General features: G+C 34.2%; 9 protein-coding genes. 6 read left to right on the top strand and 3 right to left on the bottom strand.

Going from position 1 to position 16250, the window contains the following annotated elements:
• On the top strand, positions 1 to 660 hold the full coding sequence (locus TERY_RS07200) for a DUF2232 domain-containing protein (protein WP_011611212.1): 660 nt from the start codon (positions 1 to 3) through the stop codon (positions 658 to 660).
• A gap of 158 nt (positions 661 to 818) precedes the next feature.
• Entirely contained in the window at positions 819 to 1925 is a 1107-nt protein-coding gene (gene cobT, locus TERY_RS07195; RefSeq protein ID WP_011611211.1) for a nicotinate mononucleotide-dependent phosphoribosyltransferase CobT, read from the top strand.
• A 784-nt stretch (positions 1926 to 2709) separates the two neighbouring features.
• Here cobT and TERY_RS07190 read toward each other — a convergent pair.
• The gene (locus tag TERY_RS07190) at positions 2710 to 3084 is read right to left on the bottom strand and encodes a hypothetical protein (protein ID WP_011611210.1); all 375 of its coding nucleotides are present in this window, start codon (positions 3082 to 3084) and stop codon (positions 2710 to 2712) included.
• Positions 3085 to 5379: 2295 nt separating this feature from the next.
• On the opposite strand from TERY_RS07190, the gene lgt reads away from it, so the two are divergent.
• From lgt to TERY_RS07170, 4 genes are all read left to right on the top strand, one after another.
• Positions 5380 to 6246, top strand: coding sequence for a prolipoprotein diacylglyceryl transferase (lgt, locus tag TERY_RS07185; protein ID WP_011611209.1), 867 nt, complete (start codon positions 5380 to 5382; stop codon positions 6244 to 6246).
• 112 nt (positions 6247 to 6358) lie between these two features.
• The gene (cobM, locus tag TERY_RS07180) at positions 6359 to 7156 is read left to right on the top strand and encodes a precorrin-4 C(11)-methyltransferase (RefSeq protein ID WP_044136543.1); all 798 of its coding nucleotides are present in this window, start codon (positions 6359 to 6361) and stop codon (positions 7154 to 7156) included.
• A 749-nt stretch (positions 7157 to 7905) separates the two neighbouring features.
• Complete coding sequence (gene smc / locus TERY_RS07175) at positions 7906 to 11565, top strand: chromosome segregation protein SMC (RefSeq protein ID WP_011611207.1); 3660 nt, start codon at positions 7906 to 7908, stop codon at positions 11563 to 11565.
• 544 nt (positions 11566 to 12109) lie between these two features.
• On the top strand, positions 12110 to 13246 hold the full coding sequence (locus TERY_RS07170; RefSeq protein WP_011611206.1) for a PRC-barrel domain-containing protein: 1137 nt from the start codon (positions 12110 to 12112) through the stop codon (positions 13244 to 13246).
• A gap of 536 nt (positions 13247 to 13782) precedes the next feature.
• Here TERY_RS07170 and TERY_RS07165 read toward each other — a convergent pair.
• Both TERY_RS07165 and TERY_RS07160 read right to left on the bottom strand, forming a co-directional pair.
• Entirely contained in the window at positions 13783 to 14268 is a 486-nt protein-coding gene (locus TERY_RS07165; RefSeq protein WP_011611205.1) for an LOG family protein, read from the bottom strand.
• Positions 14269 to 14706: 438 nt separating this feature from the next.
• The gene (locus TERY_RS07160; RefSeq protein ID WP_011611204.1) at positions 14707 to 16092 is read right to left on the bottom strand and encodes a hypothetical protein; all 1386 of its coding nucleotides are present in this window, start codon (positions 16090 to 16092) and stop codon (positions 14707 to 14709) included.
• Positions 16093 to 16250: the final 158 nt, after the last annotated feature.

Below are 16250 nucleotides of genomic sequence, written 5' to 3'. Positions count from 1 at the left end.
GTGAAAACAACTTCAGATCAAAAACAACCATCAAGCAGCAGAGAAGATCAACCTTTAATTCTAGTAGAAACAGCTTTTCTGGCCAGTACCGCCAGCTTGATTTGGTTTATCAACTATTATTTTCCAGTAGGGCCTTTATTAAAGATTTTTTTCCCCATACCCACTGCTTTACTTTACTTGCGCTGGGGGAGCCGTGCATCTTGGATGGGCGCAATAGTATCGGGATTACTGTTATCTATACTAATGGGGCCAACTCGCAGCATCTTATTTGTAATTCCTTTTGCTTTGATGGGAGTAATGTTGGGAGCATTATGGAGGCGAGGCAAAAGTTGGTTCGTTTCTATTACTTATGGTTCTCTACTTGGCTCTATAGGTTTCTTTTTTAGATTTTGGTTACTTTCAATTTTGTTAGGGCAAGACCTTTGGATCTACTTAATTACACAAGCTACAGAATTAGTAGAATGGGTATTTGTCAAATTAGGATTATTAAATCAACCCAATTTACTATTAGTTCAACTGATAGCTTTAATCCTGATTTTTATAAACAATGTTATCTACTTATCCGTTGTACATTTAGTAGCTTTATTATTACTAGATAGGATCGGAAACTCTATTCCTAGACCTCCTAAATGGATAAAAAAATTGCTGGATTATGATTAGTTAAAAAATAGGAAATAGAAAACACGGAATATAAAGTGAGTTTGAAACTTTACCTGACTATCCTCAAAAGTGCTGTCAATAATTTCCTAGCTTAAACCCTTCCTTTTTCCTGACTTATTACTTTCTTTATCAATTGAACTATCACCCATTATCCAATCATGATTCGTGTTTATACCCAGAGACAACAGGGAAAAAATTGGCTCCAAAGGTATCAAGGCTACAAACCAATTTTTGGTTGTATTTTAGGATTTACAGATACAGGTCTAATTCCAGGAATTTCGGCAGCAGGAGCAACGCCACAAGACCGCCAATATACTTGTTTAGCAGATATAGAATTTTTATATAACGGTCTACAACTACAACCCCAATATCCATTACCTCCCCTTGAGGCTGGTGCTTCCCCAGTCTTAATCACAAAAGCAATTATTGATACTCTCAATATTCCTCTTTATTTATTTAATGCTGGCTTATACCATAAACCAACTGTTCCAACAATTGATTTGGGAGGCGCTCCTGCTCGTTGTTTAACTTCTGGTCATGCTTTAGATCTGGCAACAATTCAACATTTACTAGAAGTAGGTAGTTATTGGGGTCGGAAGTTAGCTGATGAAGCAAAAGATAGCTATGTGATTTTAGGAGAATGTGTAGTTGGAGGAACAACTACCGCTTTAGCAGTTTTATTAGGTTTGGGTATTGGCGCTATTGGTAAAGTAAATAGCAGTCATCCTCAATGTAATCATGATCAAAAATTGGCTGTAGTACATCAGGGTTTACAGGAGGCTGGCTTTCATTCGGCGCTTCCAGTGTCAGAACCTCTAAAACTAGTCGCTGCAGTTGGAGACCCGATGCAAATAGTAGTAGCAGGAATGGGAATGGCAGCAAGTCTCAAGGTGGGGGTAATGTTAGCTGGTGGAACGCAAATGCTGGCTGTTTATGCTTTAATGCAAGTATTGGCAGAAAAGTTATCTTTACTTTGGAGACCTGAGAATATTGTGGTGGGAACAACTCGTTGGGTTGCTGAAGATCCCACGGGAGACACCGTTGGGTTAGCACAAGAGATTGGTTGTGTACCTTTAATGGCAACACAACTTCATTTTGATGAGTCTTGTTATCCTCAACTACAAGCTTATGAAAGGGGATATGTTAAGGAAGGAGTTGGCTGTGGAGGCTGCGCGATCACTGCTCATTTATATAGAAATTGGAATCAAACTCAATTACTGAAAGCTGTTGAAGATTTGTTTGCGTCTTTTATATTTCTTGAATAAAAAATTAGCAACATAGTTTTACACGTAAGTCAAAAGTTAACCTCCCTTACCCTAGGGCTGTTTCTTTCTCTCAAAAAAAAGGTGGGGTTCCAGGGGAGCTCGGGGAACTTTAGGAAAAAATAGGTTAAAAACCCAAGGTGAGAAGTCAAAAGATATCAAAGAAGTGGGTTTTCCATACCCAAATGAATTATCAAAAACAGGATTTACCAATGTCAATGTCGGCGTCCTAAATGTATAGCTATATAGCGGTTGGGTAAGAGTTTTTTGTTGCAGTTTTTTAATCTGAAGATTTCATCTAATGATTCTACACCATAAGGGTTGTGGTTTGATATGAATATTATTACTATACAATATTATAACCTACTCAGCAGGTGCATAAAATTAATTACACAATTTATAAAAGCTCAATTCTTTGTTTTCTAAAGAACCCAGAGAATTAGAATAGGTAAATAATTTCTTTAAGTACTTAAGAAAGTACACAAAATTAATTACATATCTATAGAAGCTGAATTATTTGCTTTCTAAAGATGCTAGAGAATTAGAATAGGTAAATAATTTTGTGATGATGTTTATATTTTACTCTATATTTTAATCCTCAGGGTTATATCAAGTCTCATTAAATAGTTTTGTTTTCCTTTTCAACTGATTCCTTAGTTGCAGATATGATGAGATTACATTCAGGACATTGCATAATTTTAGACTATATAATCAAAATGATATTTAAAATCAGATCTTAATTCATAGCTTGATTCACCAACGCCTGAAAATGCTATATATGTAATCTCTAAAATTTAATTTTTTTTGATAGTAATTGTTCTTCTAAGGAAGCAATTCGATTATAAGCTGCTGTTAACTGAGCTGTTAACCGTTGAATTTGAATATTTGATGTTAATTCTCCATCAATATTTTGACTACTCTTATTCAAATAATTATCATCTACTAGGACATCCTTATGTTCTAATTCTGGGTTAAAATAGTCATATTTTTCTTGAAGTTCATTGCCTTGTTGCAGATTAGAATCAGTTTCTGTAGTTTGATATTTATTTACTTTCTCAATAATTATGTAATTTGATACCTTGTCATTGAGTTGTTCAATAATTCTATATATTACTTCAACTTTTTTAGTCAAAGCAAAAATTTGTTCTTGCAATAGTTCCATATATTTCTTCACCACTTGAAAATTAAGTTTACACTATTCAATCCTAATTAACTTCTATATCTATGTGGTTATTATTTTTAATTTCTTAACTTTATAATAATAATTGATTTATTAAAAAAAGATTAAATATTTATATAACTGAAGATAATGTTAAACTGAAAAAAATCAAAGATAATCTCTAGAGTTTTATTAAAAATTAGTGCTATATAATTTTTTTTAAGTAACTTGATTTACACTAAAAATATTTCAAATAATTGAAAATAAATATAAGTATCAAACGACTATTTCATGTATATGTGTCAATTTAATTTATAAAATTCACACTTTTATGGCAAAGTGATTTGGTCATTAAAATTATATTGATATTGATTTTATTAACACAAATATAACTATTTACAGCGGATTTCATGGTTTATTAATCAAAGTAAATTTAGCTTTTTCAACAATTTTTAAGTATATAATTAAGTTTTTATTATTGTTAAGCAAATCTACTGTAATAACTCTTTCCGGACTTACATATAATAGGCTATATATATGTCTAACTACTCATCGGTACTTTGACATTTTTTAACTGCAAAAAATGTCTATTATTACTCTTATTGGGTAAGATAAATATGCAACTTTTTATAAAAAAATAAAAATCTAATAATTCTTATATAAGGGTTGAATGTAATTTTTAACTTACGTTTTACTAAACTACTTTTATTACATTTATAAAAATTATCAAGCATTTACTATAACTATTTTTTAGGGAGCAATGTAGTTTTAAACTTTTTCCCATGGGCATGTCGCATTTTCTTGTATAAATAAGCGTTTTTTTACACCCTTGATTACTATTAGATATAATTATTGTTAACTATTTACCATCTTGATCCAATTTTTTATTCTTTTATTTTTCTCTCTTAAGTATGACTAATATCAGTATTAATACTGCTATTTTTAATATTAAAAAAGTATTTATGGTTAAAATTACTTTTGATTTCTCATACTACTTTAAATGCTCTTATAAGCCTTATTTACAAATCATAAAACATTTGGCTATACTTGAACTTTATATTGATTGATAAATGCTATTTATTATTGACTTAACTTTATTTTCTACTAACCTCTGTAATCTATCCAGTTATTTTTTAAAATCTTCCCCGGGCACCATGAATACATGATAAATGGTATTAATAATATACAGATATTATTGTTTTTAATATTTTAACTTATTCTATTCCTTTCCTGACAGTTAATTTTTCGATTTTATTTTTTTATATATCAAATATATCCCTGCCTTAATATCCTTTATATTCTTATTTTTTTTACTCCCTATCATATTTTTTTTGCTGTTTATTGAATGAGTATTTATGACTTTATTGACAAACTTATCTGACTACTAAGTCTACTATTAATCCACATCTATCTGTGATAATTATTTGTGAAATTAAATGTATATTTTTTGTATTTACCTGAATAATATGTTTCCTATGTTTCCTATTTAAAAAGTATTTTTATGTCTTTCTGGTTTACTGTATAAAGTTAATTATAGCTATTTTAATATTTCTTTATCCTATAACTCTATAATTCTTTTTTTTTTACCCACTCCAATAATCTTGCTGGTAGTAATTACCGGAAAATAACCACTTAACTTATTCTCAAATATATTGTTGGCAATTAATCACTGACACCAAAATTTATTCCTATCAATTTAAATATCTGCTTCTAGTAGAAATAATATAAAGTTTATCTAATTTACTTACTAGGAATTAATCATGTTTCTACTACCCTTTACTTTAATTAATATTTTTTTTTACAAAGGGCTTTGACCGATTCTCTTTCTCCAACAATATTCTGAGCATTTTATATTAATTTTTGAAAGCTGTATGTTAGTGACACCAATAACTCTCTTTGTCCGTTTTCGATGGTTATTAATATATTCTAATACTTGATTCAGATCGGGGCTGCATAAAGAATAATAGACTACTATATTTGATGTTAATTTTGATTTTGGAGATGTCTATTAGAAAGATCAACTAATATCACTGTTAATACATAATCATAAAATTGGACAGGAAATTCAGTTAGATTTTAGATATTATACCCAAGCATAATAAATTATAATAGTCACCTGTTTTATAAAAGTTTTTATACTTATAAATAGTAAAGAACATCCATAGTAATTTTGATACTAGATTAATGACCAATAAATAAGGTTTTAAGCCTACCCTTTCATGGGGATAAAAAGAAATTTATGATTTCAAGCCCTCAACCAAAGTGAGAGGTACTAATAACTTATAACTGATAACTGAAATGACAGTAGAGATTACCTTATTGCCTTTAGGCTTTCAATTTACTTCTCCAGGTCCAATTATTTTTCAGTTGGGACCTTTGATAATTCGCTGGTATGGACTTTTAATTGCAGCTGCACTATTAATTGGAGTCACTCTTTCCCAATACTTAGCTAAACTTCGTCATGTTAACCCAGAATTATTGGGTGATTTAGTGATTTGGTTAGTATTAGCCGCAATTCCTGGAGCCCGTTTGTACTATGTTCTCTTTGAGTGGGAACAATATCAACAAAATCCTATAGATATGATTGCTATTTGGAAAGGAGGAATTGCAATTCATGGAGCAATTATTGGTGGGGCGATCGCTGCTTTGATTTTTGCCAGACTCAATAAAATTTCTTTCTGGCAATTAGCAGATTTAGTAGCTCCTTCTTTAATTTTAGGACAAGTCATCGGTCGGTGGGGTAATTTTTTCAATTCTGAGGCTTTTGGCAGTCCCACAGATTTACCTTGGAAGTTGTATATTCCTCCAGAACGTCGTCCGTTAGACTTAATAAGTTTTGATTATTTCCATCCGACTTTTTTATATGAGTCTTTATGGAATTTGATAGTATTTGGATTATTAATATTTCTTTTTTTTAGAGATTTGCGGGGTAGACCTCGACTTAAACCAGGGACTTTATTTCTAGTCTATATGGTTGCTTATAGTAGTGGACGGATTTGGATTGAAGCATTGCGCACTGATAGTTTAATGTTAGGACCATTACGCATTGCTCAGTTTGTCAGTTTAGCTGGTATTTTGTTGGGATTAATAGGTTTAGGGTGGCTATATTTGTTGAAACGACCTTTGCTAGATGTTTTACCCCCAGAAGTTAAAGAAACAAACTGAACTAAACTAAGTGAAAAATTAGAAAAGTCCTAGACATAAAGCCTAGGACTAAACCAGGGTGCATCTACCATTCCATTTATCTGAAGATAAAGACTCATATCCGGAAAAATTAATGAACGATACTAAAAGTCTCACACCAGCAGTTTACATTTTAGGGGCAGGCCCTGGAGCTCCGGACTTATTAACGGTGAAGGCTGACAAAATCTTAACTACAGCAGATGTAATTCTATATGCAGATTCTTTGGTACCCAAACAAATGTTAAGGAATGTGCGTCATGATGCTGAGATTATCACAACGGCTAATAAAACTTTAGAAGAAATTTTACCTTTAATGATTGACCGAGTCAGAAAAGGTCTTTCTGTGGTGCGCCTTCATTCTGGAGACCCTAGTTTATATGGGGCGGTTTATGAACAAATGCAACTTTTGGCTGAAGCGGGAATTGATTTTGAGATTGTGCCTGGAATTAGTGCATTTCAGGATGCAGCAGCTAAGTTAAAGGTTGAGTTGACTGTGCCTGGGTTGGTACAGACTATTATTTTAACAAGAATTAGTGGGAAAGCAACTGCTGTTCCTTCAAGGGAAGAATTGGGTAGTTTGGCAGCTCATGGAGCCAGTTTATGTTTATATTTGAGTGCCCGATATGTGTGGGAAGCACAAGAAAAGTTGATGGAACATTATTCGGCTGACATACCTGTGGCGATATGTTATAGGTTGGGATGGCCTGATGAGAAAATTTGGGTTGTGCCTTTGGAGAAAATGGCCCTTATGACTGAAGAGAAACAGTTAGTTAGAACCACACTTTATGTGATTAGTCCTGCTTTGGAGAAGCTGGAAAAAGTAGGTCGCTCTGGTCTTTATAATCCTGAACATAATCATTTATTTCGAGGAAAACATAACAGAAAAAATTAAATTTAACTAATAGCAAATGATTCCAAAGTTTAAAGATAAATAGCTTTAATTAATCGAGACTTTATAATTCCTGAAGTGGATGGAATTGATTAATTATGACTATTAAAATATCTAATTAATCAATACTCCTGCTTCAGAAATAGAAAAACAAATATCAAAGCTCGTATGCTCATCCAATCCATGATGGTATTATTATAGTCTGTTATCCTTCCTCTTAAATTAATTGAATTTAATTCATACTTACTTCTCCTGATTCTCGAATGTTTAGTATAACTTGATAACTAGGGTTCAGATACTATCTCATGGTTTTCAAGTAATAGTAATTAAACAGTTTATCGGAGATAAAATTCCTGGAGACTACAGTATGAAGCCGGAAATCTGACTCAGAGCCAGAGGAGTTTCTCTTATGTTGGACTACTTAATTCCAAACCTTTGGAATCCTAATCATTCCCTCACTAAAAGTTGGCCACCGTTACGGGGGAATCTCCACTGTAGTGATAAACATTGACTTTCAGTTTATTATTAAGAGCAGTTAGGTATCCTAAGTAACCACGCTCCCTAATTTAGGAAAAATAATAATTTTATCTACGCAATTGAAAAATATTGTGTTTATCTAAAGCTATAAGTCAAAAAAAACTTGCCCTAAACTTTTAGAAACAACCAAAATCTTAGAAAAACAAACCCATAAATCACAAGTCCTGTCTATAATTAATTAAAAATCAATCTATCCAGTAGAAAAACTGGCCTTCATGGTTCATATCAAATGCTTGGAACTGACCAACTTTAAATCCTTCGGTGGCACAACCACAATTCCGTTGCTGCCGGGGTTTACTGTGGTTTCTGGACCAAATGGTTCTGGTAAATCCAATATTCTTGATGCACTTCTATTTTGCCTGGGCTTATCAACTTCCAAAGGCATGAGAGCTGAACGTCTTCCAGATCTGGTTAACAATAAATTAGCTGGACGTAAAACTGTTGAAACTATTGTGACTGTTACCTTTGATTTAGAAGACCTTTCAAGTCAAAAGAATGGCCAGAATGAACTGGGCTCAGTACAGCCACAAGTACCGGAAGTAGAAGAAAATGGATATAAGACTCGGGAAACTAAAGATCCTTTTGAGATAACTAATTCTTTTGATTCATTATTAGAGTGGAGCATTTCTCGTCGCCTGCGGGTTACCAAGCAAGGTACTTATACTTCTACCTACTATATGAATGGTCAGCCATGTACTCTGAGCCAACTCCATGAACAACTAAATCAACTTCGGGTTTACGCTGAAGGATATAATGTAGTTCTCCAGGGTGATGTGACTGGTATTATTTCTATGAAGTCTCGGGAACGTCGGGAGATTATTGATGAGTTGGCAGGTGTGGCTCAGTTTGACAGAAAAATTTCTTTGGCAAAAGAAAAATTAGATTTAGTTAAGGAGCAGGAGGAAAAAAGTCGTATTGTAGAAAGAGAACTGGAAAAACAATGTGGCCGTCTTTCTCAAGATTGTGTAAAGGCTAAAAAATATCAACAACTACGAGGGGAACTTGAGGAGAAAAGTCTCTGGCAAACAATACTCAGATGGCAAAATCTACAAAAACAGGAATGGAAACTGAGGGAAAATATTGAGTCAGGCGATCGCTCTGTCACTGAATTTAACCAAAATATTCAAGCTAAAGAAACTGAAGTTAGACAAGCTCAAACTGAACTAGATGACCTTAACGCCCAAGTGAAAGCTTTGGGGGAAGAACAACTTTTAGCTTTACAGTCCAGCCTCGCGACTCAAGAAGCGGAGCGCTGTCAATTTCAAAAAAAGCACAAAGAATTAGAAGCTACTATTCAGCAGACTCAAAAAAATTTGAGTCAATTAGAGCAAGAAGTAAATAAACACCAGCAAAATTTAGAAGTATTAGCTACTGAAATTGTTGTCCAAACTCAAAATGTTTCATTTTTAGAAGCTGGTCGTAATGAAGCCCAAGAAATTCTTAATCAACAACGAGGTTCAGCTAGTGCTATTGCTGATACTGCTGAAGCTTGGGTTAAGGAACAGGGTCAACTTCATCATCAAATTGAAAGTCTACAACAAACTCTCAACCCTCAACGAACTGAACAAGCTAGAGTTAGGGAACGAGCTTATCAGTTAGAAAAGCAAATTCAAGAACAGCAAGAGTCTCTAGGAGTTTTAGGGGAAGAAATTGAAGGTTATGGTAAGCACTATGAACAGGTAAAAGAGTCGAAAGAGACAGCTAGGTATCAAGTAGAGTCTTTAACGAAACAATTGGAGGCTGTAGAACAAGATTTAAAAGTTCAGCAAGATACTCAGACTCGCCTACTACAAGAACAAAGAGACAGACAAAGAAAACTTGATAAGTTAGAAGCCCAGCAACAGGCAATTCAAGAGGCTACTGGTACTTATGCTACTAAGATGCTACAACAGTCGGGTATTTCTGGGATCTGTGGTCTGGTGGCACAGTTAGGGAGGGTTGAACCAAAATATCAACTGGCTTTAGAAATTGCTGCTGGTGGCCGTCTAGGAAATATGGTGGTCGAAAATGATGGAGTGGCAGCTTTGGGGATTGAATTTTTGAAACGACACAAAGCTGGTCGGATGACGTTTTTGCCTTTGAATAAAATTAGATATCCTGCTCAGAAACGGGATGGTAGTTTAGGTTGGGGAGCAGCTGGGTTTATAGATTATGCTGTGAATTTGATTGAGTGTGACCCCCATTATCAAGATATTTTTGCTTATGTGTTTGGTTCGACTTTAGTATTTGATATTTTGGTGAATGCCCGCAAGTATTTGGGTAAATATCGGATAGTTACTCTGGATGGGGAAATATTGGAAAGTAGTGGGGCGATGACTGGTGGAAGTATGTCGCGCCGTTCGGGAAGCTTGCATTTTGGCACGGTTGATGGTAGGGACTTGACAGAAATAGGGGAAATGGAAAGTCATAGTCAACGTTTGCAAGAAATAGATATAGTTCTGGAGCGATGTTTGGTGGAGATAGAGGGGTTAAAAGAAAAGGTGAAAGAGCGATCGCAAGCTTTCATGGAAGGAAAGCAGTATTTTAGGGAAACTGAGCTAAAAGTATCACAAATTGAGGCTGAACTGCAAAGATTGATTAGACAACAAGAGCAAGGACAAGGGCAACTAGAGAAAAATAATCAGGAGCTAGTTGATGCTCATAATAGGTTGATGTCCTTAGACCAAGAAATTCCAGCTCAGGAAGTCCAGTTGACTGAGTTAAGGAAAACTTTGGCTGAGTTGGAAAAGTCTCATACTCATAGTGAATGGCAACAACTCCAAACTATGATTCGGTCTCAAGAGGTAGTTTTGCAAGAACAGGAAGCTACTTTGCGCAGTGCTGAACAAAAATTACAGCATTTGGAAAATCAACAACGGCTTTTGCAGGAGAAGGTAGAGGCAATTTCCCGTCGCTGTTCAGAATATCAAGAACAAGAATTAGATGCTTATAATACCATAAAAGAAGTAAAAAGTCAAATCTTAGTTGTAGATGAGGAAGTTGGCAAGACGAGAGAAGGAATGGCCAAAGTCGAAGAAAGGCTGGGTACAGAAAAACAAAAACGAGATGAAGCTGAAGCTAATTTGCGGGAGTTATATTTGGCAAAACAAGGATTAGAATGGCAACTACAAAAATTACAGGAATCTCAACAGGGACGTCGGGAACAGTTGGTCCCTTTGCAAATTCTCTTAGAAGAGCAGAAAGCAGAATTGCCTGATCCATTGCCAATAGTGCCTGAAAAGATAAAAATGACAGAGTTGGAGAAGGAGGTGCGATCGCTACAGAAACAACTGCAAGCCCTAGAACCTGTAAATATGTTGGCTCTTGAAGAATATGAGCAAACTCAGAAACGACTAGAAGAATTAAGTCAAAAGTTAGGCACTCTTGAGGAGGAGCGGACAGCATTGTTGTTAAGAATAGAAAACTTTACTACTATGAGACAACGTTCATTTTTTGAAGCGTTTAATGCTGTAAATAAAAATTTTCAGACAATTTTTGCTGCACTTTCTGAAGGAGACGGCTATCTTCAATTAGATAATCAAGAAGATCCTTTTAACAGTGGGTTAAATTTAGTCGCTCACCCTAAAGGAAAGCCGGTACAAAGGTTGGCCTCTATGTCTGGAGGAGAGAAGTCTTTAACAGCTTTAAGCTTTATTTTTGCTCTACAACGCTACCGTCCATCTCCTTTTTATGCTTTTGACGAAGTGGATATGTTTTTAGATGGGGCCAATGTGGAGCGATTAGCTAAAATGATTAAACAACAGGCAGAAGGGGCTCAGTTTATTGTGGTAAGTTTACGAAGGCCAATGATGGAATTATCAGAGCGTACTATCGGCGTGACCCAAGCTAGAGGTGCTTATACCCAAGTTTTAGGTATAAAAATGAGTCAACATTAGATTTATTTGTTCTTGCAAAAAAAAAGTGAAAGTCAGTTTAAGAAGGAGGCAGGAGTTACAGAAACTCTAGAGGACTAGTATTAACTGTTACATATTAACTGTTAAGCATTAAGTAAATATGATATTATATATTATAATGATATAATTATATATTTTATGATACTAAAATTTAAAGGTGAACTACAGTCAAATAAGTAAAAAAATTATGCTGGCTCAACGCGCAGGTATAGCTCAGTATGATTGTCATTGGCAATTATGATTAACCATAAATATATTGCAATATAACTAAAATTACTTAGATAGCATTGGAGTAAATTCTTGACTGCTGTTAATATACATAAGCTACTACTAGCAATGGTCAAATCTAAGCGCAACTGGCTTGAAAATTAAATTCAGAATTTAATTCTACCTAGATCTGATTTAACCCTTTATTAATCAATTATGATTTTATATAACTGTTGACTTTTGCCTTTTGATTTTTGCTTTTTGACTTTTAACTTTTAACTTATTATTTAATTATCAAAATAATCGGGATTAGATTACAATGAGATCTGAAAAAAACCGCCAACGCTCTGAACTGTTAGGAACTCAAATAATTACTCGTGATAAAGGTAAACGCCTAGGAGTAGTAAGTCAATTATGGGTAGATGTTGATAAACGGGAAGTAGTAGCTATTGGGCTACGGGACAATATATTGGCAGTTGCTGGAATACCTAAGTTTATGTTTCTCAAGGACGTCTGTGAAATAGGTGATGTGATATTAGTAGATGACGAAGAAGTAATAGAGGAAGATATTGATACTGAAGCTTATAGTGGGTTGATAAATAGTGAAGTTTTGACAGAAAATGGTGATTTTTTAGGCAGGGTTCGAGATTTCAAGTGTGATGTAAGAGATGGTAAAGTTTTGTCATTGATTATCGCTTCCATTGGTATACCCCAAATTCCAGACCAAATTATCAGCACTTATGAAATGCCTATTGATGAAATTGTTGCTAGTGGGCCCAATCGTCTAATTGTTTTTGAAGGTTCTGAAGAAAAACTACAACAGTTAACAGTAGGAGTATTGGAACGTCTGGGTCTAGCAGAAGCACCTTGGCAAAAAGAGGAAGAAGGTTTATATAACCCTCCTACTGTAAATCCTGATAACCAATTAGGTCCAGGACAGTTAGTGTCTCGTGAACCTATTCGTACAGCCAGACGCTCTACTCAGGAGACATGGGATGATAACTGGGTTGAACCAGAGCCAGTAGAAAGTAGGGTAATTGAACCAGAACCAGTTTATCGTAAGTATTATGAACAAGAAATGGCTCCTCCTCCCCGGCAGCGAGAACAAGAAGCGGTTTATGATAATTATTATGAGCCAGAGCCTGTTGCTCCCCCATCAGCGCGTCAGGTAAGGGTAGAACCTGCTGATAATGACTACTATGAGGAAGAAGGTAATTGGGGTGACTCAGAGACTGGATATGATAATGAACAGGATAGATATCAGAAGAAAGAGGATGGATATCAGAAGAAAGAGGATGGATATCAGAAGAAAGAATATAAAGCAACTTCGGAGTATGAATATGATGAGGAGATAGATAGAGATGCTTGGGCTGATGATGAGGCTCCAAAACCTTATCAGGCTCCACGGGTGAATATTCCTGAAAAAACTAAGGTCCCAGAATATGAAGATTATTAGGTTACTGTTTTGATCTGTTACTGCTAGCCTAAGTTTTGCCAGTTAATTTTTGTCACTGCTGACAACTAAGGGTTAGTTTTAAGAAAAAAATTTATCTGCCTATTTATCTTTAGGAGCTTGTTTTCTAAGCTCCTTTTCTAATGGCTCGCTCTGACAAAATTTACTACTCTATAATAGTTAAAACAAAAATAGCTCTTATAAATAAGCTGATATTTGTCTATATTGATTGATATTTTATTCAGCTTGTCTTGATATTATGAGTGCTAACACTTGTTGAGAATACATAATAAAAGTAACGGGGTTCGGGGGTATCTCCCAATGTCTACTGTAAAAACCTGTAGACGCTTTTACAGTAATTTTTATGTTCATAGACTACAGTAAAAATAATGTACGCAAGTTCCCTACAAGGTTTTGGTTATGGGGATGTGGTTTATGAATTTGAAAAGCGCCGTAAGCGGTTATTTTGCTTTAATGGTTTGCGCTTACAGTAGTTTCAATTGCGATCTGCATTTAGGAAAAGATTGATAGAATACTACTCAAATCAAATTTTTAACTACTTCAATAACGGCTTCTGGAGTGTTTACAACAAAAACTGTTTGAGGAGATAAGGCAACAAAAAAAGCCTGACTTTCTAAGTTATTATTCAACAAAATTACTTTTTTATTATTCTTAATTGCTAAAGCAATTTCGGAAGCAGTTCCTACTCCCATTCCGCAGGCAATAACAACGTCACTAGAAAGTACATTAATATTATTACGACTATTTCCCATATCAGTAATAATGGGAATATCTACAGCCTCAGAAATACTATGAAGATTATTGTCGGGTAAAATTCCAATAGTTAAACCATTAAGAAATTTCGCTCCCCGACTCGCAGCATCCATTACTCCAATATTTCGCCCTCCTGTCAATAATACCCAAGATTCTTGAGCAATTAATTGACCTAGTTTATAGGCATTTTTTAGGTCTGTTGAAGTGGCGCTATTGCCAGGACCCATGACACCGATGATGGTTTTTTTCATTTTTGGTATTTTTTTTTATTTTATAGCTGAAATAACTTACGGTGCTTTCTTTTTTTATGAGTTAAAACTACCTGGGGAAGATACCTACAATACATAATTTTTACTATTTACTTTGTAGATAATTTGCCTGAAATATGCTGTATATTATGTCCGGTTAAATACTTATACTTTCCAATAGATGAGTTACTTATGCTGAATTTGGGAGGTGGAAAAAGGTTGAATTTTACTTACGAGGGAAGGTTTTTTAATTATTGATTATCCGAACATAATATTACTGGTATTTTAACTGAAAAAAATGAGGTTTTGATAATTTTTTATCTACTATTAAATCAATGTTTTGATAATTGATTTATCTCTCAATTTTGCCTAGATAATTAGCTAATAGCTGAGGACTGAATGGTAATATTTTTTTTGATAAAATATTACCATTTAATTATTTTATTTTTTGTTTTTAGGTTTGGTAAGATGCCAGGTTATTCCTCCTGCTAATAGGGTGGCTAAAATGCTTAAAATTAAAGTCAAAATAACAGGATGAATTGTTTCTATTTTTCCGGTAGATTTGAAGGTTAGAGGTACATCAATATGACCAGTACTAGAAGCAATAATTCCTCCTGTTCCTAATCCTATACCAATAATTTGAATGGTTCTTTCTAAGTGGCGATCGCTTTCTAATTGGTCTGTTTCTGCTATGCCTCTAATTGCGTTTACTAATTGTTCAAATAACTGCTGACCAGGGGATAGATAGTTAATATCGGTTTCAATTTGTCTGTGACGGATGTGGCTGGTTTTATTCAAAAATTCTTGCCAATATGGAGGGATTTCACTAGTTTTTTTAATTTTTTCTAGGCAGATTTCATAATTTTTGATGTTTGTTTCGAGGGCGGTTTTATGTGTTTTTAGGTCTCGCACATAACGGGAATAATATAGATAGTCTTTTGGTATTTTTTCGAGGATTTCTTTGAGAGATTCTAGTCTGGTTTTTGGGTCTTCTATTATTTTAGAGAAGTTTTCCATTTGTGTTTCTAATTTGCCGTAGGATTTTCGGGCTTTGGGGTAGAGATTTCGTGATTCTTGATAGATAAAATTGATTTTATGGCGACAACATAATAATTGTAATATCCATTCATAGGATTTTTCTGCTAGTTTTAATGTTTCTGCTTGACTATTTTTTAATAAGACTAATATTTTGAATGGTTGACTTTGGTTATTATTTTGGTTTAATTCTGTTCCTTGGTATTCAAATAGTAAGCTATTAAATAATTTGCTTTGGCTGAGAAATACAGGTTCAATTTGGGCGGAATTGAATAAGTTTTCTACACATTCATCGGCTATTTGTTGGGGATTTACTTCTGAGTCTATTTCTCCATAAATTAAAAATGTTTCTCCTAGTGATGCTTGAATTGATGAGGGTAATAGGTTGTTTATGGGGAATTTTTTTAGTTGAGAAATATCTAGTTTTTCTTCTGATAATTTAGGTGTGAGAGTTAGGTCGGCGGCGTAGGTGTCGTTGAGGATAAATGGCTGGAGATTACCTGCTATTTTGCATTCTTCTATTTCAATTACACCTAGGTCTATTGTTTGCTTTGATCTGCTCATCCACCAGTTATTTTCATGAGTTTTAAAATCTAGGTTGTAGTTGCCATTTTGGTCGTAGCAAATTAATTGATGGGGTAAATATTTGAGTCCTAAAAATGGTAGAGATTTTTCTCCGAGTTGGGTGAGGTTTTCCCATAATAATTTGCCTTCCTGGTCGTTTGTTTCTGAAGATTCTAGGAATGGAGAATATAGATGAAATGCTAATAAGCTAATTGTCAAGTTTTTCATTTTTAGATTTAGTATTTTGTTTCATTTTTCAATCTAGCCTACAATTTTATGGCTATTATATATGTTTTTCTATAGATATTAATACTACTTTTTTGGGTTTTGATTTTTCAATTTAACTTACATTTTTTTGGCTGCTATCTACATTTTTCTATGGCTAT

Origin of the sequence: Trichodesmium erythraeum IMS101 (assembly GCF_000014265.1) — a bacterium.
Classification (GTDB): domain Bacteria; phylum Cyanobacteriota; class Cyanobacteriia; order Cyanobacteriales; family Microcoleaceae; genus Trichodesmium; species Trichodesmium erythraeum.
This window is presented reverse-complemented; position numbering and strand designations above follow the sequence as displayed.